The organism is Candidatus Eisenbacteria bacterium (assembly GCA_035577985.1).
Taxonomy (GTDB): Bacteria; Desulfobacterota; Binatia; order DP-6; family DP-6; genus DATJZY01.
Genome location: DATJZY010000057.1, coordinates 1 through 26,522 on the forward strand (window position 1 = coordinate 1; position 26,522 = coordinate 26,522).

The 26,522-nt window shown below is 70.6% G+C and carries 19 protein-coding genes; 5 read left to right on the forward strand and 14 right to left on the reverse strand.

Going from position 1 to position 26,522, the window contains the following annotated elements; genetic code table 11:
• Together VMS22_08965 and VMS22_08970 are read right to left on the reverse strand one after the other, a co-directional pair.
• Positions 1-714: hypothetical protein (locus tag VMS22_08965; protein HXJ34158.1), on the reverse strand; the 714-nt coding region annotated here is incomplete at its 3' end.
• 202 nt (positions 715-916) lie between these two features.
• Entirely contained in the window at positions 917-2,896 is a 1,980-nt protein-coding gene (locus VMS22_08970) for a PAS domain S-box protein (GenBank protein HXJ34159.1), read from the reverse strand.
• A 135-nt stretch (positions 2,897-3,031) separates the two neighbouring features.
• Here VMS22_08970 and VMS22_08975 point away from each other — a divergent pair, with 135 nt between their 5' ends.
• From VMS22_08975 to VMS22_08995, 5 genes are all read left to right on the forward strand, one after another.
• Positions 3,032-5,626: a glycosyltransferase gene (locus tag VMS22_08975; GenBank protein ID HXJ34160.1), complete on the forward strand. Its 2,595-nt coding sequence runs from the start codon at positions 3,032-3,034 to the stop codon at positions 5,624-5,626.
• A gap of 193 nt (positions 5,627-5,819) precedes the next feature.
• On the forward strand, positions 5,820-7,610 hold the full coding sequence (locus tag VMS22_08980) for an ABC transporter ATP-binding protein (GenBank protein HXJ34161.1): 1,791 nt from the start codon (positions 5,820-5,822) through the stop codon (positions 7,608-7,610).
• Complete coding sequence (locus tag VMS22_08985; protein HXJ34162.1) at positions 7,594-8,763, forward strand: hypothetical protein; 1,170 nt, start codon at positions 7,594-7,596, stop codon at positions 8,761-8,763. The genes VMS22_08980 and VMS22_08985 overlap by 17 nt, the downstream gene beginning before the upstream one ends.
• 12 nt (positions 8,764-8,775) lie before the next feature.
• Positions 8,776-9,942 carry a glycosyltransferase family 1 protein gene (locus VMS22_08990; GenBank protein ID HXJ34163.1) on the forward strand — a complete coding sequence of 389 codons (1,167 nt, stop codon included), beginning with the start codon at positions 8,776-8,778 and terminating at the stop codon, positions 9,940-9,942.
• A gap of 6 nt (positions 9,943-9,948) precedes the next feature.
• On the forward strand, positions 9,949-11,109 hold the full coding sequence (locus VMS22_08995; GenBank protein HXJ34164.1) for a hypothetical protein: 1,161 nt from the start codon (positions 9,949-9,951) through the stop codon (positions 11,107-11,109).
• A 14-nt stretch (positions 11,110-11,123) separates the two neighbouring features.
• Here VMS22_08995 and VMS22_09000 read toward each other — a convergent pair whose 3' ends face one another.
• The 12 genes from VMS22_09000 to VMS22_09055 form a co-directional block, all read right to left on the reverse strand.
• Positions 11,124-13,901 carry a S8 family serine peptidase gene (locus VMS22_09000; GenBank protein HXJ34165.1) on the reverse strand — a complete coding sequence of 926 codons (2,778 nt, stop codon included), beginning with the start codon at positions 13,899-13,901 and terminating at the stop codon, positions 11,124-11,126.
• A 104-nt stretch (positions 13,902-14,005) separates the two neighbouring features.
• A complete protein-coding gene (locus VMS22_09005; GenBank protein HXJ34166.1) occupies positions 14,006-14,755 on the reverse strand; it encodes a PIG-L family deacetylase in 750 nt (249 codons plus the stop codon).
• A gap of 107 nt (positions 14,756-14,862) precedes the next feature.
• Positions 14,863-16,029, reverse strand: coding sequence for an acyl-CoA dehydrogenase family protein (locus VMS22_09010; GenBank protein HXJ34167.1), 1,167 nt, complete (start codon positions 16,027-16,029; stop codon positions 14,863-14,865).
• A 53-nt stretch (positions 16,030-16,082) separates the two neighbouring features.
• Entirely contained in the window at positions 16,083-17,636 is a 1,554-nt protein-coding gene (locus tag VMS22_09015; protein ID HXJ34168.1) for an AAA family ATPase, read from the reverse strand.
• A 21-nt stretch (positions 17,637-17,657) separates the two neighbouring features.
• Entirely contained in the window at positions 17,658-18,413 is a 756-nt protein-coding gene (gene cofE, locus VMS22_09020) for a coenzyme F420-0:L-glutamate ligase (protein HXJ34169.1), read from the reverse strand.
• The gene (cofD, locus tag VMS22_09025; GenBank protein HXJ34170.1) at positions 18,410-19,357 is read right to left on the reverse strand and encodes a 2-phospho-L-lactate transferase; all 948 of its coding nucleotides are present in this window, start codon (positions 19,355-19,357) and stop codon (positions 18,410-18,412) included. Before cofD ends, cofE begins: the two co-directional genes overlap by 4 nt.
• Positions 19,278-20,534 (reverse strand): 5-amino-6-(D-ribitylamino)uracil--L-tyrosine 4-hydroxyphenyl transferase CofH, encoded by a 1,257-nt coding sequence (cofH, locus tag VMS22_09030; protein HXJ34171.1) that lies wholly within the window; start codon positions 20,532-20,534, stop codon positions 19,278-19,280. The genes cofD and cofH overlap by 80 nt, the downstream gene beginning before the upstream one ends.
• Positions 20,531-21,715: a 7,8-didemethyl-8-hydroxy-5-deazariboflavin synthase CofG gene (gene cofG / locus VMS22_09035; GenBank protein ID HXJ34172.1), complete on the reverse strand. Its 1,185-nt coding sequence runs from the start codon at positions 21,713-21,715 to the stop codon at positions 20,531-20,533. The genes cofH and cofG overlap by 4 nt, the downstream gene beginning before the upstream one ends.
• A gap of 99 nt (positions 21,716-21,814) precedes the next feature.
• A complete protein-coding gene (locus VMS22_09040; protein ID HXJ34173.1) occupies positions 21,815-22,912 on the reverse strand; it encodes a response regulator in 1,098 nt (365 codons plus the stop codon).
• Positions 22,913-23,075: 163 nt separating this feature from the next.
• On the reverse strand, positions 23,076-23,681 hold the full coding sequence (locus VMS22_09045) for a hypothetical protein (GenBank protein HXJ34174.1): 606 nt from the start codon (positions 23,679-23,681) through the stop codon (positions 23,076-23,078).
• A gap of 63 nt (positions 23,682-23,744) precedes the next feature.
• Entirely contained in the window at positions 23,745-25,139 is a 1,395-nt protein-coding gene (locus VMS22_09050) for a sigma-54 dependent transcriptional regulator (GenBank protein ID HXJ34175.1), read from the reverse strand.
• A gap of 10 nt (positions 25,140-25,149) precedes the next feature.
• Positions 25,150-26,496 (reverse strand): histidine kinase dimerization/phospho-acceptor domain-containing protein, encoded by a 1,347-nt coding sequence (locus tag VMS22_09055; GenBank protein ID HXJ34176.1) that lies wholly within the window; start codon positions 26,494-26,496, stop codon positions 25,150-25,152.
• Between the last annotated feature and the right edge of the window lie 26 nt (positions 26,497-26,522).

The window sequence follows — 26,522 nt, forward strand, 5'->3', positions numbered from 1 at the left end:
CCCGCAGTTGAATTCACCGTAGAGGCCCGGCAGCAGGTGTAGCGTCGTCACGACTGCCGTCGGGAGCAGGGGCGATGCATTGCCCCTGTTGATGTTGAACGTGGGCGCCGTCATCGCGGTTGCATCCACCGTGATGGGGAAACCCGTCACCGTGAGGGTGCTCGTCCCGCGGCCGCTCACGTAGGCGTCCAGCGAAGGGTTGAGGTCCAGCAACCCCGCCGTGGTCACGGTGAAAGGGAAGCTCGTGGACTCGCTGCCCGCGCCGCAATTGAACTCCCCGTATGCTCCCGGCAGCAGATGCACGGTCGCGACGGTCGCCGTGGACGTCAATGGCGCCACATTGCCCCGCTCGATGTTGAATGAGGGAGCCGTCATCGCGGTCGCATCGACCGCGATGGCGAATCCGGTCACCGTGAGCGTGCTCGTGCCGCGTCCGCTGACGTAGGCGTCCAGCGACGAGTCAAAATCCACGGTGCCCAGCACCGTGACGTCGAAGGCGAAGCCCAATGGCCCGGGGTCGAACGTGTGGGGGCCCACCGTCAAGTCGAGGACCGTCGGCGACCCGTTGGTAATGGCACCGCTGCCGTCGACGACGAAGAACGGCGCGCTCAACACCGTCGCATCGACCGTGATCGAAGCCGCCTCCGCGGTCGCTCCTGCCACCGCCGCGAGCAGGACCCCGAACACCAAGATCGCGAGCCGTCGCATGGTCATGGCCGTCACCTCTTTCCGCCCTCGCCCTCTGACCGTCGGCGTGGCGTCCGTGGAGAGCATAATGACAAGTGAGAGGCATAGTCCCATGCTCACCTGGACTGCAAGTACCTTTGACAGGGGGCTAGACAGCGTGCCGTCCGAAGGCACAACGGCTCTGCGTCAGGACCCCCTCGACCGTCGGCTTCCCGGGCCAGCGGCCGCGTCACTCCGCGGCGCGAATGCCTTCGATCACGGCCGTGTCGATCGGCAGCTCGACGGTGAACGTGGTGCCGCGGCCCTCTCGCGTGTGCACGTTCACCGACCCGGAGTAGCGTGTGACGATCCCGTGCACGATGCTGAGCCCGAGGCCCGTGCCGCCGTCGCGGTGGCGGGTCGTGAAGAAGGGATCGAAGATCCGATCCACGTGCTTGCGGGCGATGCCGCGCCCGTTGTCGCGGACGCGGAGGGTGACGCGTCCTCCCGAAGAGCCCGTCTGTACGACGATCGACGACGCGCCGGCCTGGGCCGCGTTCTGGATCAAGTTCATGAGAACCTGCTCCAGCTCGGAGGGCTTCATGCCGATGCGGGGCAGCCGGCGTGCCAGGCGCGTGCGCACGAGACAGCCCGCGGGAACGCTGCGTTCGCGGACGAGGCCGCACACGCCGCGCACGACGCCGTTGACGTCGACGAGCCAGCGCTCGGCCTCCTCTTCGCGCGCGAAGCGCAGGATGCCCTTCACGATCTCGCCGCCGCGTCGCGCCTCCGCGACGATGCGGGCGAGCGAGGCGTCGACCTGGACCGGTGGAGCGCCTTCGGCGTTGAGGGCGCGCGCCAGCTCCGCGGTCGCGAGGATCGCCGCCAGGGGATTGTTGATCTCATGCGCGATGCCGGCGGCGAAGGTTCCGATCGACGCCAGACGCTCCGCGGTCCGGAGCTGCCGCTCGGCCTGCTCGCGCTCGGTCACCTCGTGCTGCAGCTGCTCGTAGGCCTCCGCGAGACTCGCGGTCCGCTCCGCGACCCGCTGCTCCAGCTCGTCGTGGGCGCGGCGCAGGGCGTCCTCGGACCGGCGCTCGTCGGTCACGTCGCGGAAGGTCGCGACGGCGTTCACGACCGCGCCGTCGGCGTTGCGGATGGGAACGGAGCCGCCCCGCAGGACGCGCGTCTCGCCGTCGCCGCATTGCACCTCGGCCTCGATCTCGCCGGACGGGAGCCCCTCGCGCAGCGAGGCGAATAGCGACCAGTTCGGGCGTCCGGGCGCCGGCTCGGCGAGCGATCGCTGCCCGAGTCGTCGACCCCAGATGTGGTCGGCCGCCGGATTGGCGAGCACGAGACGGTCGGTGGCAGCGTCGATCACCACGACGCCGACCGGGAGCTGGCTCAGCACGGTCCGCAGCAGCTCACGCTCCATCGCGAGCGCCTTGATGAGCTCCTCGCGTTCCTGCTCGGCCGCCTTCTGGCTGGTGACGTCGTGCAGCACCGCCTGCACGGCCGCGCGCCCCGAGCGGTCGTAGACGGCGCCACGGACGTTCACCAGGATCTCGCGGCCGTCGAGCCGCTTCATGCGGGCGCCGAACGGGTAGGGAAAGCGCTGCCCGCGCTCCATGGCCGCCACGAAGCGCGTCTGCGCCCGCATGAGGTCCTCGACATGGAGGAACTGCCATGGCGAGCGGCCGATCAGATCCTCGGCGCTGGCCGCGCCGATCAGATCGACGGCCGCCCGGTTCACGAACGACACCCGCTGGTCCTCGATCTCGACGATCGCGTCGGGGCACATGTCGATGAGTGCGCCGTACCGCTGCTCGCGTTCCTCGTGGAGGCGTTCGACGCGCTTGCGCTCGGTCTCCTCGCGGCAGACCGATCCGACGCCTAGCAGCGATCCGGTTCGCGTGCGGATGGGATAGTGGCTCACCAGCCAGTGCCGCGTGCCGTCGGTGAAGCGCCGGTCGAGAAGCGGGGTCCCGGTGTCGAGCACCCGCCGCAGGCCGGGCACGGCAACGGCGCCGATCGCGGGCAGGACTTCGTCGAAGGTGTGCCCCCGGCAGTCGTCGACGGTGCGGCCGCCGGCCGATGCGAGCACCTCGTTCACGTAGGCGCACCGCAGGTCGCGGTCGAAGAGCGCGATGCCGAGCGACGAGGCGGCAAAGAGCATCTCCAGAAGCGGGGGGAGATCCTCGACGCGCCACGCTCCCGACGTGCTCGGCACGAGCCCGTCCTACCTCACCGACCGGCCCGGTCGTCAACCGAGGCGCGGTCGTAACCGCGGCTGCCGCCGCTTGTTGTGGGGCCGCTCGACGTCGTTTATCTTCACCCTTTCGGCACCTCGTCTATGCTCGATGCCATGCTGCGTCCCATGCCGGAGCGGGATCCCGCTCCGCCGATCGACGGGGTCCTGCCGACCGTAGGCGGCAAGTTCTTCTTCATCGGGCCGCAGAAGTTCTACGTGCGCGCCGTCTCGTACGGCCCGTTCGGCACGGCGAGCCACGGCTTCCCGTTCCCGGGCGAGGCGGTCCTCGATCGGGACTTCGCGCTCATGCGCGAGCTGGGCGCGAACGTCGTGCGCACGTTCACGGTGCCGCCACGCTGGCTGCTCGATCACGCCGCCGCGCACCGCCTCCGCGTGCTCGTGACGATCCCGTGGCTCGAGTACACGTGCTTCCTCGACGACAAGGACGTCATGCGCGAGACGCACGGCATCGTGCGGGCCGCGGCCGAGACCCTGGGCGGGCATCCGGCCTTGTTCGGGCTGCTCCTCGGCAACGAGATCCCGCCCGACATCGTGCGCTGGCATGGTGCCGATCGCGTCGCGGCGTTCCTGCGCGACCTGGGCGACGAGGTGAAGCAGGCGAACCCGTCGACGCTGATCTCGTACGCGAACTTCCCGTCGACCGAGTATCTCGACCTCGGCGACTTTCTCGACTTCCTGTGCTTCAACGTCTACCTGCATCGCGAGGGCGACTTCCGGCGCTACATCTCGCGCCTCCACAACCTGGCGATCGACAAGCCATTGGTCCTGTCCGAGTTCGGCGTCGACTCCATCCGCGAGGGCGCGGAGGAGCAGGCGAAGCTGCTGTCGTGGATGGTGCGCGCCGCGTTCGAGAGCGGCGTCGCCGGCACCACCATCTTCGCGTGGACCGACGACTGGTACACGAACAACACGCAGATCACCGACTGGGCGTTCGGCCTGGTCGACGTCGAGCGCAACCCGAAGCCGGCCTTCGGCGCCGTCCAGGCCCAGTACGATGCGCCGCTGCCGCCGCCGCTCGAGCGCCCGCCCAAGGTGTCGGTCGTCATCTGCGCCTACAACGCCGAGCGGACGATGGACGCATGCCTCGCATCGCTGCGGAACCTCAACTATCCGGACTACGAGGTCATCGTCGTCAACGACGGCTCGACCGATCGCACGCCTGCGATCACCGCCGAGCACAAGGCGGCGTACGACGCGGATCCGAACGGGCCGCCGATGGTGGTGATCGACCAGGTGAACAAGGGGCTCTCGATCGCGCGCAACGTCGGCATGGAGGCCGCGACCGGCGAGATCATCGCCTACACGGACTCGGACTGCGTGCCGGATCCGGACTGGCTCTACTTCCTCGTCTACAAGTTCCTGCGCAACGGCTACGTCGCGGTCGGCGGCCCGAACTATCCGCCGCCCGAGCCGAGCCTCGTCCCGGCAGCGGTCGCGGTGTCGCCGGGCGGTCCCGCGCACGTGCTCCTCGACGACGAGGTCGCCGAGCACATCCCGGGCTGCAACATGGCCTTCACGAAGAAGGTGATGCAGGAGATCCAGGGCTTCGAGCCGATCTTCGCGGCCGCCGGCGACGACGTGGACTTCTGCTGGCGCCTGCAGAACCGCGGCTACGCCGTTGGCTTCAGCCCGTCGGCGACGGTCTGGCACTACCGCCGCAACACGGTGAAGGCATACCTCCGGCAGCAGATGGGCTACGGCAAGGCCGAGGCGCTGCTCTACTTCAAGCATCCGTACCGCTTCAACATGCTCGGCCAGTCGCGCTGGCTGGGTCGCATCTACGGCGAGCTCACGACGGCGGTGCTGTCGCGCCGCCCGGTCATCTATTTCGGCGCCTTCGGACGTGGGCTCTTCCAGTCGATGTACGAGCCGCCGTCCTCGCTGCTCTCCTACCTGCCGTTCACGCTCGAGTGGAACGCGATCGGCATCCTGCTCTTCCTGGCGGGGCTCGTCTCGCCGTCGATCCTGCCTATCGCGGCGATTCCGCTCGGCATCTCCGTCGCCTGGTCGATCGGCACGGCCTGGAGCGCGCGCATCGATCCCCGCTTCTCGGGCCTCGGCGCACGCGGCCTCATTGCCGTGCTCACGTATCTTGGCCCCGTCGTGCGCGGCGTCCAGCGCTACCTGTGGCGCATGCGCGTCCGCGCCGACGTCGAGCAGATCGTCCCCGCCGGGCGCCGCCAGCCGGCGAAGATCGACTGGCGGCGGCGGGCCTTCGTCGTCCGCTACTGGAGCGAGCAGGGGCACGAGAAGGAGTCACTCCTGGGCGCGCTCATGGACTTCCTGATCCCGCGCAAGTACCTGATTGCCGTCGATCCCGGCTGGAACCCGTGGGACCTCGAGGTCTACCGCGGCATCTGGGCCAAGGCGCGGGTCGGCGTCGCGACCGAGAACCACGGCGGCATGAAGCGGGTGCTGAACGCCCGCTGCGAGGTGCGACTCACGCGCGTCTCCCAGCTCGTGCTGATGGGCTTTGCGATCGCGACGGTCCTGGGGGTCCTCTTCGCCGCGCCGGAGATCGCGGGCATCGGCGCCGCGCTCGGCATCGTCAACCTGGGCGTCATCATCGCCGAGACGTATCGGCTCGCGCGCATCATCAACGAGACCCTCGACATCGCCGCCAACTCCGTCGCCCTCCGCCCCCTCAACGGCGACCACCAGCAGGAACCGGAACGGGAGGCCGCGTGAGCGGCCGACGCCCATCGGAGCACGGCGGCGCAGGCGCCGTGCGCACGGGGGCCCGGGTGGGTTCCGTGAGGAACCCACAGTCGACGGGAGGCCGCGTGAGCGGCCGACGCCCATCGGAGCACGGCGCCGCAGGCGCCGCACGCACGGGGGCACTCCGGCGGGGGTTCGCGCGAGCGAACCCCCTGTCAAACTGATGTCGGGAACGCTCCCCGTCGTCGGGAAGATCCTGCGCCGGCTGCGGCCGCACCGGTGGCTGTTCGCGAGCGCCGTCCTGCAGGTGCTGGTGATCGGCTTCCTCGAGCTGGCAAAGCCCTGGCCGCTCAAGATCGTCGTCGACAACGTCCTCGGCGGAAAGCCGCTCGGCATCGCCGCCTTCGATTCGCTCGGCCGCATGACCATGCTCGCCGTCGCGTGCGTGGCGCTCATCGCCGTCTACGCGCTCCTCGGTACCCTCAGCGTAACCTCGAACTACGCGACCATCAGCGTCGGCCAGCGCATGGTGAACGACTTCCGTGCCGAGCTGTACGCGCACCTCCAGCGCCTGTCGCTCGCCTTCCACAGCCGGCGCGAGGTGGGCGATCTGCTGTTCCGGCTCACGGCCGACACGTTCGCGATCCAGACGCTCACGATGAACGGGTTCTTCCCGATCCTGACGTCGGTCGTCCTGCTCGGCGGCATGCTCGTCGTCATGCTGCGGCTCGACTGGATGATGACGCTGGTCGCGCTCGCGATCGTCCCGCTGCTCTTCGTTACCATCGTCACGCTCTCGGCGCGCATCAACGCGCTCGCGACCGACGCGCGCATGAAGGAGAGCGCCCTGTGGGCCGTCGCCCAGCGCACCATCGGCGCCATCCGGGTGATCCAGGCATTCACGACCGAGCCCTCGGAGCACCGGCGGTTCGTCGACACCTCGAGCGCGAGCCTCGACGCGAACCTGCGCCTCTACACCTTCCAGAGCGTCTACTCCGCGTTCGTCGGCATCCTGATCGCCGCCGGGACGGCGGGCGTGCTCTGGTTCGGCGCCAGCCACGTGATGCAGGGCACGCTCAGCATCGGCGACGTGCTCGTCTTCACGAGCTATCTCGCGTCGCTCTATGCCCCGATCAACAGCCTGACGCAGACCTGGGGCCTCATCCAGGGCGCCCGGGTCGGCGCGGAGCGCGTGTTCGAGATCCTCGAGACGGCACCCGACCTGCTGGACGGCCAGCGCGAGCTCCGGCGCGCCGACGTGCAGGGACGCGTGCGCTTCGAGGACGTCCACTTCGCCTACGAGGCGAGCCGCCCCGTCCTGCGCGGCGTCACCTTCGAAGTCGTGCCGGGGTCGCTCGTCGCGGTCGTGGGCGCGACCGGGGCGGGCAAGACGACGCTGGTCGGTCTCATTCCCCGCTTCTACGACGTCACGTCCGGACGCGTCCGGCTGGACGGCGTCGACGTGCGCGAGTTCAAGCTCCGCTCGCTCCGCCAGCAGGTGGGGATGGTCCTGCAGCCGCCGCTGGTCTTCCCGACCTCGCTGCGCGACAACATCGCCTACGGCCGCCCCGAGGCGAGCGTCGAGGAGGTTCGCCAGGCCGCCGAGCTGGCGCAGCTGGGCGAGTTCATCGCGCGCCTGCCGCAGGGCATCGACACGGTGATCGGCGAGGGCGGTGCCACGCTCTCCTCGGGCGAGCAGCTCCGCGTGACGATCGCCCGCGCGCTCCTGCGCGATGCGCCGCTCCTGATCCTGGACGAGCCGACGTCGGCGCTCGACGTCGAGACCGAGGCGCGCGTCATGGCGGGGCTCGAGAACCTCATGACGGGACGGACGACGTTCGTCATCGCGCATCGCCTCTCGACCGTCCGCCGCGCCGACGTTGTCCTGGTGCTCGACCAGGGACAGATCGCCGAGCAGGGTTCGTTCGCGGAGCTCGTGCAGCGCGGCGGACACTTCGCGCGGCTGTACCGCACCCAGTTCGCGGGGGAGGTGGATCGTGTCGCGTCCTCGTAATCGGCTCCTCGTCCTGCACATCGTCGGCCAGTACCCGATGGCGGGCGTCGCCTGGCAGGCGATCCACTACCTCCTCGGGTTCCAGCGCCTGGGATGGGACGTCTACTACGTCGAGGACTCGGGTGCGGCCCCGTATGATCCCGAAGCCGCGAGCGTGACCGGCGAGTGCTCGTACGCGGTCCGCTACGTGGGCGACGTCATGGGTCGGGTCGGCTTCGGCGACCGCTGGGTCTACCTCGACATGATGAAGAACGAGACCCACGGCATGTCGCGGGCGAAGCTCGACGAACTCTATCGCGACGCCACGGCGATCGTGAACCTCTGCGGCGCGACGGCGCCCCGCGCCGAGCACAAGCAGGGCGCGAAGCTGATCTACGTCGAGACCGATCCGGTCTACGAGCAGCTCAACATCGCCCTCGGCGACGCCTCGTCGCTCGGCTTCTTGCGCAGCCACGACGTGCTCTTCACCTACGGCGAGAACCTGGGCGCTCCCGACTGTCCGGTCCCGCTGCGCGAGTTCACCTGGCACACCACGCGCCCGCCGGTCGTCATGGACTGCTGGGATACGCCGACCAACCTCGCCGCGAAGTACTTCACGACCGTCGCGTCGTTCTCGAACAAGGGCAAGGACATCACCTACGACGGCGTCACGTACCAGTGGTCGAAACACGAGAACTTCCTGCGCTTCCTGGACCTCCCGCGGCGCACGCCCCAACCCTTCCTCATGGCGATGAAGCCGCTCGATCCGGGCATCGAGCGCCGCGTGCGCGACGCCGGGTGGGAGATGGTCGACCCCGACGCCACCTCGCGCGACGTCGATGGCTACCGCCGCTTCATCCAGGAGTCGCGCGGCGAGTTCACGGTCGCGAAGGACATCTACGTGCGCCCGCGCAGCGGATGGTTCAGCGATCGCAGCGTCTGCTACCTGGCGGCGGGGAAGCCCGTCGTCACGCAGGACAGCGCCTTCGGCAAGTTCGTGCCGACCGGCGAGGGGCTGTTCGCGTACGCGACGATGGAGGAGGCGGTGGACGCGCTCGCGTGCATCAATGCCGACTACGGGCGGCACTCGGCTGCGGCGCGGCGGGTCGCCGCCGAGCACTTCGGCGTGGAGCCGGTCCTGCGGCGCATGCTCGCCGACGCGGGCCTCGCGTAGGGAGACCGGGCGGTGCGCGTCGTGGTGACCGGATTCGTCGCCACGTATCCCGTCGGCGGGGTGGCGTGGGACTATCTCCAGTACGTCGAAGGGTTCCGGCGCCTGGGCTGCGACGTGTTCTACCTCGAGGACTCGGGGCGCTGGCTCTACGACCCGAGCGCCGGCACGTTCGTGCCCGACGCGTCGCGCGGCGCGCGCTTTCTCGCCGACGCGATCGCAACGCTCGACCCGGCCCTCGCGGGCGCGTGGAGCGTGCGGGGCGCCGACGACGTGGTGCACGGTCGCGACGCGGCGCACGTGGCGCGGGTCTGCGACGGCGCCGACCTCCTGCTCAACGTCTCCGGCTCGTGCTGGCTGCGGGACGCGTACCGCAAGGCACGCGTCGCCGCGTACGTCGACACCGACCCGGGCTACAGCCAGGCTCGCGCGGCCGCGGTCGACACGGGCACGGTCGATCCGGAGCTGCACCGAAGCGTCGCGCTCATGCGGCGACACGATGTCTTCTTCACCCTGGGAGAGCACATCGGCGCGCCCGACTGCACGATTCCGACCGTCGGCATCGAGTGGAAACCGACGCGGCAGCCGATCGTGCTCGATCGCTGGCCGACCGCGCCCAGGCCCGACGGCCCGTTCACGACCGTCATGTCGTGGAAGATCGAGCCGTCGCCCCCGATCGTCGACGGGCGCGTGTACGGCGGCAAGGACGTCGAGTTCGAGCGCTTCATGGACCTGCCGGCGCACACGCCGGAGCGGCTCGAGGTGGCGATCTCCGGCGACGCGCCCCGCGACCGCATCCGGGCCGCGGGCTGGCACGTCGTCGAGGCCGGCGCGGTGTCGCGTACACCCGCCGACTACCGCGACTACATCCTGCGCTCGCGCGGCGAGCTGTCGATCGCGAAGAACGCCTACGTCGAGACGCGCAGCGGCTGGTTCAGCACGCGCAGTGCCGCGTATCTGGCCGCCGGTCGGCCGGTCGTCCTCCAGGACACGGCGTTCTCGGCGCACCTGCCGACCGGACCGGGTCTGCATGCGTTCAGCACGATCGACGAGGCGGCTCGGGCGCTCGCCGAGGTCCGTCGCGACTATCCGCGCGCCTGCGGCCACGCGCGCGAGGTCGCGGAGTCGTGCTTTCGCGCGGAGCGCGTCTGCGAGCGGCTGCTCGCGGATGCGCTCGGGTGAGGGGTAATGGCGCGGATCGTCGTCGCCGGCTACCTCGTGCGCAATCCGATCGGCGGCTACGCCTGGCAGGCCGCGCATTTCCTGCAGGGCATCCGCGCCTGCGGGCACGACGTCTGGTTCTACGAGGACACCGGTTTCTACGACCTCGCATACGACCCGGTGACGAACCACTTCGGATCGGCGTACGAGTACGGCGTCGGCGCCGCGGGCGCCTTCCTGTCGCGCCTCGGGTTCGGCGATCGCTGGGTGTTCGTCGACGTCGCCGCCGGGCGCGAGCACGGACCGGCCGCCGGCCGGGCGGCGGCGCTCCTGCGCGAGGCCGATCTCCTCGTGAACGTGGCGGGCATCAACCGCATCGTGCCCGAGCAGCGGGGCGGGCGGCCGTCGGTGTACGTCGACATCGACCCCGCGTTCACGCAGATCAAGGCCGAGGCGAACGAGGGCCGGCTCCGGCAGATCCTCGCCGAGCAGCAGTACCTGTTCACCATCGGCGAGAACATCGGGACCGGCCGGTCGCCGATTCCCGACGCCGGCTTCCGCTGGCACGCGACGCGCTGTCCGGTCGCGATCGAGTGGTGGGCGGACTCGGGTCCGCCGGGGCGCCGGTACACGACGGTCGGCCGCTGGAACGAGACGCAGCGCGACCTCGCGTTTCGCGGCGAGACGTTCACGTGGCGAAAGCGTACCGAGTGGCTGCGCTGCCTCGACCTGCCGGAGCGCACCGGCTGCGAGTTCGAGATCGCGATGGACGTCGAGAGCGCGCCGGGCGATCTGCAGATGCTCGGCGCGCACGGCTGGAAGGTCGTGAGCCCGCGCGACGTCTCGGGCGACCCGTGGCGCTATCGCGAGTTCCTCCAGACTTCGCGGGGCGAGTTCACGGTCGCCAAGGAGCTGAACGTGCGGCTGCGCAGCGGGTGGTTCAGCGACCGGGCGGCCTGCTACCTGGCTGCCGGCCGGCCGGTCGTCGTCCAGGATACTGGGTTCGGCGACGTGCTGCCGGTTGGAGACGGCATCCAGGCGTTCCGGACGGTCACCGAAGCGGCGGCTGCGCTACGCGCGATCGAGGGCGACTACGAGCGGGCGTCGGCGTCGGCTCGGATGATCGCGCGCGAGTACTTCGACGCGACCCGCGTCATGGACGATCTGCTCCGCGTGGCGGGACTGTAGGACGCCACCGCCCCTCAGAAGCAGCAGAAATGCCCGCAGCAGACCTCGGGCGCGAAGCAGAAGGTGCAGAGGGTGGTGGTCGGGGTCTCGGTCGTGGTCGGGGTCTCGGTCGTCGTCGGGACCGAGGTCGTCCCCGTGACGGTGGTCGTGGTCGGCGTGCCGATCGTACGCGAGATCGTTCCCGACGCGATGACCGGACCGCTGGCGACGGCTCGAATCTCGACGCCGATGTCGAACGTGCCGTTCTGGACGGCCGGTGTGACGGTCGTGGTGAAGGCCGGCGGATCCCCGGGAACGAGCTCGGCCGTGACCCCGTCCGTCGGGTCGACCGTCGCGTTGGTCGGCGTGAGATGCACGAGCGCGCCGGCACGGAAGTCCACGGTGGTGCCGTCGCGCTGCAAGACTCCGGAGCGGATCGCGAGCTGCACGGGAACGTTCGTCTGGGGAGGCGCCGCGAACCCCTGGCGGAACACCCAGCGGTTGCAGAGCGCGAACGGCAACAGCGGCCCGCGCTCGGCCGGGGTGCCGGTGTAGAGCGGCGAGTAGGCGTAGTAGCACAGGATGTCGAGGTCGCTCGCGGCGCGCTCGTCGAAGGCGCCGTAGATCGTTCGATCGTCGGAGACCAGCTTCTCGAGGACGAGCGGGTCGAGGCTCCCCAGCTGGAGTCGCATCGAACCGACGCGGTCGAGGTCGAACGGGACGGTGTTGCTGCCGCCCGTGAAGCCGTCGCCGTTGAGGTCGAAGCGTCCGAAGTCGGGCACGGTCGGCTCGGGGATCGGTTGGCCGTGGTCGAGGTACTTCGCCACGAAGGCAGGGAGGTCCGCGCCATCGAACACCCCGTCACCGGTGACGTCGAGGAGGGCCAGGCGCACGGGCATGGCGTCGGGCGACGGCGGGCTCACGGCGTCGAGCGACAGGACCGCATCGTATGCATCGACGATGTGTCGGGCGGTGATGAGGCTCGCGAACGACGAGCAGCCGACGCCGCCCGGCTCCGGTAGCTCGCGGCTCGTCTTGATGAGCGTGGTGACGACGTCGGACGCCTCGAGCATCGGATCGATGCTCCAGAGGTACGCTGCGAGGCCGGCGACCTGGGGCGTCGCGTAGGACGTCCCGAACCGGAAGCTCGCACCCACGGCGGCGTCGGGCCCGTCGAGCGACCAGACGTCGGTGCCGATGCCGGCGATGGTGCCCCCCGCTTGCGATTCGTCGCTGATGCAGCGGGGGGCGAACGTCGGCGGACCCTCCCCGCGGGCGTTCTCGACCACGACCGTGTTCGGGAGGGGCGGGTTCAGCAGGAGCGCCGCGCTGGCGAACGAGCTGTCCGTGACGGCGCTCTCGACGTTCGGGAAGTCGTGGTTGATGTTGCCGGCGGACGTGAAGTGTACGTACTTGCCCGCTATCCCCGCCTGGCGGACCACGGTTGCCCAGGCCTCCGCCTTCGCCTGCGCCTTCGTGCGGTCGATGCAATCGTTGCCCACGGGGTCGCAGACGCCGCTGTACCCGTAGCTCGTGTTGACGACGACGTGTCCCCCGGCCATTGCGAGCTCAGCGATGCGCTCGCTCAGGAGCTTCTCCACCTGGACGTCGCTGATGTTCTCCAATCGGTCGATGACGCGCATGGGGAGGCCGCCGGGGAACCCCTCCGCAGGATAGATTCCCGTCACGAGGCCGCGGTCGGTGGTTGTACCCCCGAAATCGCCGGCCAGCACGCCGAGAACGAAGTAGCCATGGGCCGCGAACGGCCCAGAGAACGTACGGAAGTCTTCGGGCACGATCGTCCCGGCGAGCGAGTCCGACGGCGGTCCGTCGCCGAATTCGTCCGCGATGACGACGGTCGGCTCGCGACCCGTCTTGATCGCGGCCCGCGCGTTCCAGGCGCCGTGCGCACGGATGCCGAGGTGGTGCCCGATCTTCGCCAGCGGGCTCTGGGGCGGTGGGAAGAGGTTCGGGCTGTAGTTGGCCGGCAACTCGTTTTCGCTGAAATCGCCCTGATTGACGAACATCACGCCGGGCATCGATGCGGCCTGCGCGACGACGGCGTCGAGCCCCGTGAGGGAGCCCGGGTCCGGGATGCGGACGACGATGACGGAGACGTGCGGAATCATGTCGGCGATCCGCCCGCCGACCGCGTCGAGGAGCGCCGTCGCCTGGCCGACGGTCGCGTCCGCTGCGAAGCCGACGTCGAGGATCGTCCGCGCGACGCGCCGTCCGCCGGGCGTTGCGTCGATTTCGTCCTGTGGAATACCGCCTGCGACGTGGAACGACGTGACGGCGTCGGCGAGCGGGGTGCTCGCCGGGGCGCCAAGCGTTGCGCCGGCGCCGCAGGTGGCGTCGCAGGGTGCCGAGCCGTCGCACGTCTCGAGGCCGTCACGGTCGACGACGCCGTCGCCGCAGGTCGAGCGCGTCGCCTGGAACGGCTTGTGGAGCTTCTTGCCGGCGAGGCTGCCGCGCATGCTCGCGCACGTGGCGTCGATCGCGGCGACCAGGTGGACCGTGCCGCGGACGCCGGCGCAGGCACCCGACGGCCAGCGGACCGTGACGCGCGTCTTCTTTCCCTTCGCTTTCACCCGCGCGGCCACCGGGGCGCAGCCGCTCGCGACGGCCACCGTTCCGGACGTCCCCAGCGTCACCGCCTCCAGGCGTGGCGTGGTGCCGGAAGGAAGCAGCGGCGCGCCGCCCGCGACCAGGAAGCGTCCCGCCGGACAGGGCTGCGGCTTCGGCTTCTTCGCGAGCGCGGGCGCCACGAGCGTGGCCGTCACCACGAGAACGAGGATCGCGCGCACGCCCATCGCCCGATCGCTACCACGTCGGGGCCGGCGGCGTCACGGCCGGCGAGTGGAGGACCGCCTCGGGCAGCCGCCCAAGCAGATGGCATGCCGCGCCCTGTCGCGCGTCAACCGCCGGGCGTCGCGACGCGCGAGAAGATCTCGTTCGAGCGCACGAAGCGATCGAGGAGGTCCTCGAGCACCGCGAGCTGCGTGCGATAGCTCGACAGGGCCGCGTGCTTGGTCGCGATCTCGTGGGGCGTGAGCGCCAGCGTCCACCAGGTATCCTGGGCGTAGCGTGGGCCAGGCACCGGCGGGAGGTCGGGGCGCTCGCGGACGGCGGGCGGCCACGCCGGATCGTGGACGACGTAGGTCAGCACCATGGGCGCCGGCCTGAGTGTCCTCGAAGCGGCGAGGGCGAAGTGCCCGGCGGCGGAGTGGTCCGGATGGACGTCACGCGGGTCGGGCGCGACGACGATCGTCGGCCGCGCGTCGGCGAGCGCGCGCTCGAGGGCGGCGACGAGGCGCTCACCGGAGAACGGGCCCACGCCCGTGTACGGCGACGCGCACGGCGTCCAGCGCGACCAGCACCGGCCGCGCAGGGCCGCGAGCTCGCCGTCGGGGAATCCCAGGAAAGTGAGGTGTCCTTCCGGCACACCGAGCGTCCGCGTCGCTCGCGCGGCCTCCTGCAGCCGGCGGGCGCCGAGGGCGCGAAAGTCGGAATGGGACGGCGTCGAATCGCCGGTGAGAGCGCTGGCGGCCTCGGGATATCCGTCGCCGTTGGTCACGAACACGACCTGGACCTGGCCGCCCGTCTCGACGACGCGCTGGATGAGCCCACCCGCGGCGATGGTCTCGTCGTCCGGATGGGGGGCCACGACGACGAGGCGCGTCGCCGGCGGCACGACGAGCGGGTGCGGCGAGCGGGTGCAGCCGAGCGTGACGACGGTGAGCGCGACGGCGACCCAGAGGCGGCGGGCGGCGTTCAGATCTTGTACCGCTGGAGAAGGCCCTTCGCGATCACGAGACGCTGGATCTCGTTGGTGCCTTCGCCGATGATCATGAGCGGCGCGTCGCGGTAGTAGCGCTCGACCCGGAACTCCTTGATGTAGCCGTAGCCGCCGAGGATCCGCATCGCCTCCAGCGACACTTCCTGGCAGGTCTCGGAGGCGAAGAGCTTCGCCATCCCGGCCTCGATGTCGCAGCGCTCGCCGCGGTCCTTCATGGCGGCGGCCTGCCGGACGAGGAGGCGCGCTGCCTCGATCTTCGTGCCCATGTCGGCGAGCTTCAGCTGGATCGCCTGGTGCTCGCTGATGGGTTTGCCGAACGTCTGCCGCTCCTGCGCGTAGCGAATCGCGTCCTCGAAGGCGGCGCGCGCGACGCCGACGGCCCGCGCGGCGATGTTGATGCGGCCGACCTCGAGCCCCGAGAGGGCGATCTTGAGCCCGCGACCCTCGACGCCGCCCACCAGCGCCGTCGCCGGGAGGCGGTAGTCCTCGAACGTGACCTCGCAGGTCTCGATGCCACGGTAGCCGAGCTTGTCGAGATGCCGGCCGACGGTGAGCCCGGGTCCTTTGGGCGCCGCGAACAGGCTGATGCCGGTGTGCCGCGGCTCGGCGGTGGGGTCCGTCTTCGCCACCAGCGAGAAGACCGTGCAGGTCTGGGCGTTGGTGATGAACATCTTGGAGCCGTTGACGACGTAGTGGTCGCCGTCGCGGCGCGCGACGGTGCGGATGTTCTGCGTGTCGCTGCCGGCGTGCGCCTCGGTGAGGCAGAACCCGGCGCGCTCCTCGCCCGTCGCGAGGCGCGGCAGCCAGTAGCGCTTCTGCTCTTCGGTGCCGTGCGTGCCGACGTGGAAGGCGAACATCAGGTGCGTGTTGAGAACCCCCGAGAGGCTCATCCAGCCCCGGCACAGCTCCTCGACGACCATCGCGTAGGTGCTGTAGTCGAGCCCGAGCCCGCCGTACTCGGCCGGGATCGTGGCGCCGAACAGGCCGAGCTCCCGCATCTTCTCGACGAGGGGCGCGGGATACTCGTCGGCGTGCTCGTACTTGCTCGCGACGGGGATCACGTCGCGGTCGACGAAGCGGCGCACGGTGTCGAGGATCTGTGCGCGGATCTCGGGCGACGTCGCCCCGGCGGGTGCAGCCATGGGCGGATTCAACACGCTGGCCGCTTTCCTTTCAACCGAACGGACGCGCGGGTCTACGACGCGTCGCCCAGCGTGTAGCGCAAGCCGACGATGCGGGGCGCGCCGCCGAGGCGGGCGATCTCCCAGCGGGCGTCACCCCGCAGCGCGCTCGTCTCGCCATTGTTGTCGCGATAGTCGATGACGAGCGGCCCCGAGACGGTCACGATGTCATCCTCGTCCGAGAGCGTGACGTCGACGCGGGGCACGACGCACGTCACCTCGGCGAGCCTCGCGAACGTCTTGGCATAGTCCTCGCGGATCGCGTCGGCGCCGTCGATCTCGTTCGCGATCGCCTGCGGCGCGAAGAGCGCCATCATGCGGTCGAGGTCGCGGTCCTCGTAGGCGAGCATGTACTCGTGGACGACGGCGCGCGCTTCGGCCGCCGTCGGCGGGCCCAGGACGACGGGCTCCTCCGGCAGCGCGGTCGACGCCGGTCGCGTCCGCATGGTGTAGACGCCGAGGATCGCGAGGACGGCCACCAGGAAGCCGCCGACGAAGTTGCGCACCGGCACGCCGGCGAGCCACGATCGGGCCGCGCCGCCGCCGATGTTGATGACGAGCGGCTCGAGGGGCTTCTCGTCCGGTGGCTTCACGTCCACGAGCGGCGGTGGCGACGCCGGAGGCGACGCGATCACGTGGACGGGAGGCGGAGCCGGCTCGGGCTCGACGGGCCCGGGCGTTGGTGGCAGCAGCGGTGATGTCGGCGGTGCGGGCGATGGCGACGGCGGGGCCACGAGCGGCTTCTCCTCCGGCACCTGGACACCCAGGCGCGCGTAGTCGGCCCACGCCTCGTCGACGATGTCGGCGCTCACCTGACGCCCGCTGGTCGCGAACGCCGTCACCAGCGACGCGTCGCAGAGCACGTTGATGATGCGTGGGATGCCGTGGCTCACGGTGGCGATGCGCCGGATGGCGGCCGGCGCGAAGATGTCCGCGCGCGTCGCGCCCGCGAGCTCGAGGCGTCGCGAGATGTAGGCAGCGACCTCGGCGGCCGAGAAGGGTCGCAGGCGGATGTGGAGCGCGATCCGCTGCCGGAGCTGGCGCAGGGCCGGATCGGCGAGCTTGGCTTCGAGCTCCGGCTGTCCCGCCAGCACGATCTGCAGGATCTTCTCGGTACCCGTCTCGAGGTTCGAGAGCAGGCGCAGCTCCTCCAGCACGTGCGGCGCCAGGTCCTGCGCCTCGTCGATGAGGAGGGCCAGGTTGCCTCCGGCGCGCGTGTGCTCGAGCAGATAGTCCTGCAGGCGCTGCAGGAGGACCAGCTTGCGGCCGCCGTCGACCGGGATGCCGAGCTCCGAGAGGAGGTACTCGAGGATCTCGTCGAACTCGACGGTCGGATGGAGGAGGAGCACGGTCTTGACGTTGCCCGCCAGCGTGTCGAGCACGTGGCGCAAAAGCGTCGTCTTGCCGGTGCCCGCCTCGCCGACGAGCGACAGGAAGCCCTTGCGCCGCTCGATGCCGTAGGAAAGCGCAGCGGCCGCCTCCTCGACGGACGGGTTCCGGTACAGGAACCGCGGGTCCGGCGTGATCCGGAAGGGCGGCTCCCGGAACCCGAAGTACTCCTCGTACATCGAGCTGGAAGTGTAGCCGGGCTACCGGAAGAGGTCGAACTCGGGCTTGCGGACGAGCGCCGCGGCGGCGCCCCCGGGGCCCAGGGTGTAGCGAACCCCACGCACGATCGCCGCGGCGGTCCCGCTGTCCTTCTCCATCACCAGGCCCGCCGCCGCCGCCACCTCGTCGGCCAGCGCGACGACGGTGTGGTGCAGCTCGCGCCCGAGCAGGTCGGCGCGCCCGCGCAGGTCCAGAAGCGGCTCCATGCCGGCGCACCCGATTGCGACCTCGACCAGGCCCTCGCGCCAGGGACGGCCGAAGGTGTCCGTCACGACCACTGCGATCGCGACGCCGAAGCGATCCGACAACGTCGTGCGCAGGCGCTCGGCCGACGCATCGGCGTCCTCGGGGAGGAGCGTGACCACGTCGTCGGCGACGCCGTTCGACTCGTCGACGCCCGCGTTCGCGCACACCCACCCGTGCGCCGTCTCGACGATGAGATGGCCACGATCGTTGCGGACGATGCGCTTGGTCTGTCGCAGGATCACCTCGACGATGCGCGGGTCCTTGCCCTGCGTCTGCGCCGCGAGGCGCTCGGCGATCGGCGAGGGGGTGACGTCCGCGACCCGGACGACGGCCCCCTCGGCCTTCGAGACGACCTTCTGGCACACGACCACCACGTCCTGCGGCTTCATGCCGACGCGGGCGTCCTCGATCGCATTGCCGAGCAGCACGCCGAGGTTCGCGCCGGGCTCGATCATCGGGAGACCGGGCACGGGGATCACGGCGACGGTCATCGGCGCCCGGCTCCTAGCGCACGCACGACGACGCCGGCAAGGCGGGCGGCGCGCGCCGGCGTCCGCATGACCGTGTCGGTCACGACCACGCGCAGGCCGAGGGCCTCGATGCGCCCGGCCCAATGGCGATCCCGCTCGTCGAGCACGAACGTTCCCGCGACACCGGCGTACAGGCGAGCGACGCCGCGCGGCGACACCTCGTGGCCGAGGCCGCGCAGCATCCGGTGCAGCGGGCCCTTCAACGGCCGCCCCGCGACCAGGGGCGTGATGGCCGCGACCCGCGCGCGCCGGCGGGCCAGCAGGCGCCGGATCGCCGGGATCGCCAGGATCGGTCCCACCGAGACGAGCGGATTCGACGGAGCGATCACGATGGCGTCGCTCGCGCGCAGCGCCGCCAGGACGCCTGGCGCGGGACGGGCGCGGAAGCCGCCCGCGATCTCGATTCGCCGCACGCGTCCGCGTGCGCGCCGCCGCACCAGGTAGTCCTGGAAGGGAAGGCGCCCGGCATCGGTGTGGACGAACGTGCGTACGCGGTCGTCGCTCATCGGGAGCACGCGTGCCGCGAGGCCGTGTCGTGACGCGAGCGCGGCCGTCACGCGCGACAGCGACCACCCGCGTCGCAGCCGATCGGTGCGATAGAGGTGCGTCGCGAGATCGCGGTCCCCGAGCCGGAACCAGGCGGGCTCGCCGAGATCGCCGAGCGCACCCAGGGTCGCAAACGTGTCGCCGGCGATGCCCCATCCCTGTCCGGGATCGGCGCGACCGGCGAGCGTGTACAGCACCGTGTCGAGATCCGGCGACACGTGGAGCCCGAAGAACTCTTCGTCGTCGCCCGTATTGCCGATGACGGCGAGCCGGCGAGGGTCAGTGCGGCGCGAGAGCCCCCGGAGAAACCGGGCGCCCCCCACGCCACCCGCCAGCACCGTGATCCGCGGCTGCGGCACCGGACGCTCCCAGGCGTTGGTAGAGGGTCGTTCGCTGCACCGGGCGGCGTCCCATGGTGGAGACGAGCGCGCAGATCTCCTCGACCGACGTGTACTCGCCGGCGTCGGCGCCGGCCTCGCGCGAGATGCTCTCTTCCATGAGCGTGCCGCCGAAGTCGTCGCAGCCGGCGCGCAGCGTGAGCTGCGAGAGCCGGTGGCCGAGCTTCACCCACGAGGTCTGGATGTGGTCGATCCAGCCGCGGAAGAACAGGCGCGACGCGGCGTAGATGCGGAGGTCACGCAGGCCCTTCGGCTGCGGCGTCACCCTCCCGTCGTGGTAGAGCTGCGTGTTCTCCCAGATGAACCCGAGCGGCACGAACTCGGTGAAGCCGCGCGTCTCCTTCTGGATCGAGCGGAGCAGGTCCATGTGCCGCGCGACGTGCCCCGGCGTTTCGATGTGGCCGTACATGACGGTCGACGTGGTCGGCACGCCGAGTCGGTGCGCGGTCGTGATGATCTCGATCCACGTGCGCACGTCGACCTTCTTGTGCGAGAGGATCTCGCGCACCTCGTCGTCGAGGATCTCGGCTGCGGTGCCGGGGATCGAGCCGAGCCCGCCGTCGCGCAGCATCCCGATGTAGGACGGGTAGTCCATCTGCGTGCGGCGCGCGCCGTACATGATCTCCATCGGGGAGAAGGCGTGGACGTGGATCTGCGGGAAGCGCGTCTTGATGCCGACGAGCACGTCCCGGTAGGTGAACGGCTCCATGTCGGGGTTGATGCCGCCCTGCATGCAGACTTCGGTGGCACCGCGGGCGATGGCTTCCTCGACCTTTCCGAGGATGACGTCCATGCCGTGGTTGTACGCGTCCTCCTCCCAGCGCTGGCGCTTGAAGGCGCAGAACTGGCAGTTGACGAAGCAGACGTTCGTGAAGTTGATGTTGCGGTTGACGACGTAGGTGACGTCGCCGCCGACGTCCGCCGCCCGTGCCGTGTCGGCGGCGCGCACGAGCGCCAGCAGGTCGTCGCCCTCGACCTGGAGGAGCACTTCGGCGTCGGCGGTGGAGAGCTCGCGATGTCCGAGCGCGCCGTCGAGCATCGCCCGGATCTCGGGCTTCGCGCGTCCGAGAACGCGCTCGACCGGCTCGTCGTTCAGCGCGACCGCCTCGATGGCGTCCCACGGATCCAGCCAGCTCATGCGGGGTGTACCTCCATGCTCGCCGTCGTCGAGAACCGGTCCAGCGCACGCGCGACCGCCGGGCGGAGCGCCGAATCGAGCCACGCGGGATCGCCGGCGTAGCGATCGTAGATCGGCAGGCGGGGCCGCAGCGCGTAGCCCGCCGCCCCGCACACGCCCGCGAGCGCACGCAGGTGCGGCCACGGCGCCTCGGGATTCACGTAGTCGGGCGTGAGCGGCGAGATACCGCCCCAGTCGTTGAGGCCGGCCGAGAGCAGCAGGGCGTGGTCGTCCGGCGAGAGGTTCGGCGGAGCCTGGACGCTCACCTCGTCGTCGAGCACGAGCCGCGCGATCGCGATCGTGCGTGCGAGGTCGAGCGCGTCCGGCTCGGGTGCGTCGGCGAGCGGGATCGTCGGCTTGGTGCGGAAGTTCTGGACGATCACCTCCTGCACGTGGCCGTAGGCGCGGTGCAGGTCGCGGATGGCGAAGAGGGTGTCAACGCGTTCTGCCGGCGTCTCGCCGATGCCGATGAGAAGGCCGGTCGTGAAGGGGATCGCGAGCTCGCCGGCCTCGCGGAGCATCGACAGGCGGACCGCCGGATCCTTGTCCGGCGCCCACTGATGCACCTGGCCGCGCTCGCGCAGTCGGGGCGAGACGTTCTCGAGCATGAGCCCGAGGCTCACGTTCACGCGCCGCAGCCGCGCCATCTCGTCGCGCGTGAGGATGCCGGCGTTCGTGTGCGGGAGCAGGTCGCAGTCGAGCGCGATCTCGCAGGCGCGTTCGACGTACGCCGCGGTCGTGGCGTGGCCCAGCTCGCGCAGGAGGTCGCGGTAGCCGCGAAAGGCGATCTCCGGCTTGTCCCCGAGGCACATGAGCGCCTCGACGCATCCGAGGCGACGCCCGCGCTCGGACCAGGCGCGGATCTCCTCGGGGCGCATGGTCCACGCGTCGGGATCGCCGGGATCCTTGCGGAACGTGCAGTAGGTGCAGCGGTCGCGGCACAGGTTCGTGACCGGAAGGAACACCTTCGGCGAGTAGGTGACCGTCCGCCCCCAGGCGCGGTCGCGGCGCTCCGCCGCCGTCGCCAGAAGGGCGTCGGTCGCCGGGACGGACTCGAGCAGGGCGGTCGCCTCGGCGTGCGTGAGCTCCGCACCGATGCGCCCGCGCTCCAGTGCGTCGAAGAGTCGCGCGGACGGTTCCATCACAGGACGAGTCGCAGCTATCGGAGGCCCGCAGGCCTGTCAAGGATGCGCGCGACGCTAACGCCCCGTCACCGATGACGTTTCGGTGACCGACGCGCGCTACGCGACGGCCGAGGCCTGGTCCTGGTCGACGACGCCCGCCTGCGGGCGAAGGACGAGCGCGCAGCGCGTCCCGGTCGGGCCCGAGGTGATGTCGAGCGTCGCCCCGAGCACGCGCACGAGGCGCCCCGCGAGGCGGAGGCCGAAGCCGAGCAGGCGCGGCGGATCGACGTTCGGGCGCGCGGCGATCACGTCGCGCGTCTCGGCGATCATCTCGGGCGCCATGCCCGGTCCCGTATCGCGGATCTCGAGCAGCACCGTGCCGTTGGGACCGGCTTCGGCTGCGAGCACGACCTCGCCGGCGAGGGTGTAGCGGACGGCGTTGTCCGTGAGCGCCCGGATGAGACGGCCCAGCATCTGGCGGTCGGTCTTGAGCTCGAGCGCACCCGAAGCCTCGATCCTGACCGACAGACCCTTCTGATCGGAGATCGCGCGTACCTCGTCGACGACCCGCGCCAGCTCCTCCGAAATCCGCACCCGCGCGATGTGGGCCGGAACGAGGCCACGATCGAGCTCGACCATGTAGAAGAGCGTCTCGACGTAGGCGAGGAGCGCCGTCGAGTTCGACTGGATGCGATCGAGCGCCAGGCGCTGCTCGTCCGACAGCTCCTGCTGGTTCTCGTCGCGCAGCATGGTCGAGTAGCCCATGATGACGTTGAGCGGCGTGCGGAACTCGTGTGACAGCGTGGCGAGGATCTGCTCGGGGGCCGAGCGCATGCGCTTGAGCGCCATGCGCCGCGCGAGCGCGGCCTGCACGACGGTGCGCACCTGGTCGCAGTCGAACGGCTTCGAGATGTAGTCGAAGGCGTGGTGGCGCAGGCCCTGGATGGCGGTGTCGAGCGAGCCGTAGCCGGTGATGATGAGCGCCTCGATCTCCGGGTCGGCCTTCTTGATGCGTTCGAGGACGGCGATGCCGCCCAGGCCCGGCATGCGCAGGTCGAGCGTGACCAGGTCGACCGCTTCGCGTCCGACCAGTGTCAACGCCTCGTCACCCGACGACGCCGTCAGGACGTCGCAATCCTTGCCCAGGATGGCGCGCAGGGATTCGCGAACGCCGAGCTCGTCGTCGACGATGAGGACACGGGGGCGCTCGATCATGGCGAGGTCCGAACAGCACGAAGCATGCCATCTGCGGGGAGGGTAAGGATCATACGCCACGGCCGTGCGGAAGGAATCTCTGCACAGTCTTGAACGTCCGCGTGTCGGGTCTGACTCGGTGCCGACACAGTCCCTCCGGCCGGGGCGGTGTCGCGCGTCTGACTCAGCGACCGGAGCCGTCGGGCGGGTTGCCGTCGTCGGGCCCGCTCTGGTCGTCGTAGCCGGGCGGCGGCGCGTTCCCGCGGGGGTCGTATTGCTGATCGTACGGCGGCGGACGCCACGCGCGGTGCGGTCGACCCGGCGACTGCGGCTCCGCCTGGCTGGCGCCCGAGTAGCGCCGCGCCCGATAGGCGGCCATGAGATCGATCATTCGCTGCGCGTCGTCGGTGTACGCGTACACGAGCTTGTCGACCGTGCGACCACTCGTGTCGACCACGAAGACCGCGTTGTTGGTGTAGAGCCGCAGCTCGCGGATGTTCGCGAAGTAGACGACGCGGCGGCGGCCTCCGTAGTACCCGGTGGGAATGCCGAACCCGTCGCGTATCGTCACGGCGGCGTCGTACCCGTACGAGGCATCGTCGATCCACGCCTGGACGATGCGCGGCTTGAGGGCGCGGCTCAGCGTCTCGACGAAGGCCTGCTCCCGCTGCGCGCGCGTCATACCCTCCAGCACGGCGTCGTTCGGCTGGTAGGGGACCTGCCTGGCGCATCCCGACAGCACGCCGACGAGCACGACGACCGAAAGCGGACGAAGCGAGGGGAAGGCCATGGCCCGGTCTCCCGCCTAGCCGACACCGCCGCGGTTGTCGATGCGGCTCTCTGTGCACGTCGCTCAGCGATCCGGGGTGTCGATCCCGAGCTTGTCCATCCGGTACTTGAGAATCCGCCGCGTCGTGCCGAGCATCTCCGCCGCGCGCGTCTGGTTGAACTCCATCTGCTGGAGGGCCTCGGCGATGATCTCGCGCTCGAACTCGTCGACCGCGGTGCCGAGCGACTTCCGGCCCGCGAGCACCTGATCCTTCAGGTCGCCGGGCGACGCGTCGGTGCGGCGCACCTGCTCGGGCAGGTCCTCGAGGCTGATGGTCGGGCCCTCGGACAGCACGAGCACGCGCTCGATCAGGTTCTCGAGCTCGCGGACGTTGCCCGGCCATGGATAGCGGAGCAGGGCGTCCGCGGCCTCCGGCTTCACCTGCTTCTCCGGGAGGCTCATCTCGCGACACTTGTTGGCGACGAAGTGGCGGATGAGGAGGATCAGGTCGTCGCGGCGCTCGCGCAACGGCGGCAGGTGCACGGAGACGACGTTCAGGCGGTAGTAGAGGTCCGGGCGGAACGTACCGTCCTTGATGGCGCTCGTGAGGTCGCGGTTGGTGGCGGCGATGATGCGGACGTCGACCGTCACGGGCTTCTGTCCGCCGACGCGCAGGAACTCGCCGTGCTCGAGCACGCGCAGGAGCTTCGCCTGCGTCGACGGTCCCATCTCGCCGATCTCGTCCAGGAAGAGGCTACCGCCGTGCGCCAGCTCGAACTGCCCGAGCTTCTTCTGGTGGGCGTCGGTGAACGAGCCCTTCTCGTGACCGAAGAGCTCGCTTTCGAGTAGCGTCTCGGGGATCGCGGCGCAGTTGAGCGTGACGAGCGGCCGGCGGGCGCGCGGGCTCCCGTAGTGGATCGCCTTCGCGATGAGCTCCTTGCCCGTGCCGCTCTCGCCGGTGATGAGGACCGTCGTCTTGAGCGGTGCGACGGTGAGGACGGTCTTGAAGACCTCCTGCATGCGGGCCGAGCGGCCGATGATGTTCTCGACCTGGTAGCGCCGGCCGACCTCGTGGCGCAGCTCCTCGACCTCGCGCTGCAGGGCCGCGTTCTCCGTCGCCTTGTCGAGGATCACGCGCAGCTCGTCGACGTCGAAGGGCTTGGTCACGTAGTCGAACGCGCCGAGCTTCATGGCGCCGACGGCGGTCTTCACGGTCTTGGTCGCGGTCAGCATGATGACGGGCAGGCGCGGATAACGGCTCCGCACCTCCTCCAGGAGCTGGAGCCCGTCCATGCCCGGCATGACGATGTCGAGCAGCAGCACGTCGACGCCGCCGGCGACGAGGGCATCGAGGGCATCGCCGCCGCTGCCCACGGCGACCGCCTCGTACGTGTCCTTCAGCACCATGCGGAGCGACTCGCGGACACCCGCTTCGTCGTCGACGATCAGGACCCGACGCTTGATCTTCTCGACCTCCATCGCTGCCTCCTCACCTCATCCCCACAGCCGTAGGGAGCCGGACGACGAGCGTCGTCGGCCCCTGCGGGTCTTCCCGAACGTCGAGCGATCCGCCGTTGCGCTCGAGCACCGTGCGCGCGAGCGTGAACGCCAGCGGCAACATGGTCGGATCCCCGAGATCGCCCGCGCCCTCGGGCGCCACCAGGCGCCGCAGCCGCGCGGCGGTGGCGTCGCCGGCGGCGAATCGCACGTTGACGACCCCGTTCTGCGCCGTGTCGACGACCAGCTCGTCGCGCGCCGGGACCTCGCGCACGACGCCCGCGAGCAGGTTGCGGAGCGCGTACTCGAGCTGCGCCGGGTCGCCCTCGCAGGCGATGCTGGGGCCGCCGTTCCGCCGTACGCGGACGGCGCGCGCGGCGAGCTCGGGCGCAACCTCGTTCAGCAACCGGTCGAGCACCGGACCCACTTCGACGGCTTCGTGTCGGGGCGCGCCCAGGCGCGCGAACTCGACGACGTTGTCGAGCAGCTGCTGCATCCGTGCGATCGCGTCGTCGGCGCGCTCGGCGAACTGGGCGCGCAGCTCGTCGTCGCCGAGAAGCTGGGGCAGGTGGCCGGCGAACGTCTTCACGGTGACGAGCGGGTTCAGCAGCTCGTGCGACAGCTCGGCCAGGAGCAGCTCGAGCCGCTGATCCGCCGCGGCGGCCGCCTCGTCGCGCGGCTCCGTGGGGGCCTCGATCGGTACGGGCTCCGGCTCGAAGCCGAGATGCGGCACGTCGATCGTGTCGCCGTCGGTCGTGGCGAGGGCGTGCGCCAGCACCTGCTCCAGCTCCAGGAGATCGCCCGCCCACGGGTGCGTCGTGACGCGGGTGCGCGCCGCGGGCGAGAGCGCGGGCGTCGGACGGCCGGCGCGCTGCGCGATCGTCTGCAGGATGGCCGACGAGAGCGCCGGCAGCTCGAGCGTCCGGCGCGTGAGCGGCGGCACGTCGACGACGATCGACGCGAGCCGCTGCGCGAGGCCCTCGTCGAGCACGACGTCGGGCGTGACGACCGCGATCACCCACACCTCGCCGTCGTCGAGCAGCGCTTCCAGGTGCAGGCGCGCGACGTCGTCCAGGCGCGCCGGCTCGACGACGAGCGTCGATCCGGCCGGCAGGGCGCGCAGCTCGGGGGCGTCGCCGAGCGCGATCGCGAGATCGCCCGTGGGCCCCGACGTCGCGTGGAGCGCGCGTGCCAGGCGCACACCGAGGGCCGGCGTCGGCACGAGGAGCTGCACCGGCACGGCGAGCGGTCGTGCGCGATAGGCGCGGGCGATCGACGGGGCGGTGACGGTCGGGAGCCAGGGAGGCGCGAGCAGGCGGCGCGCCTGCTCGGCGCGCATGGGCGGGAGCGGAGCCGGTGCCGTAC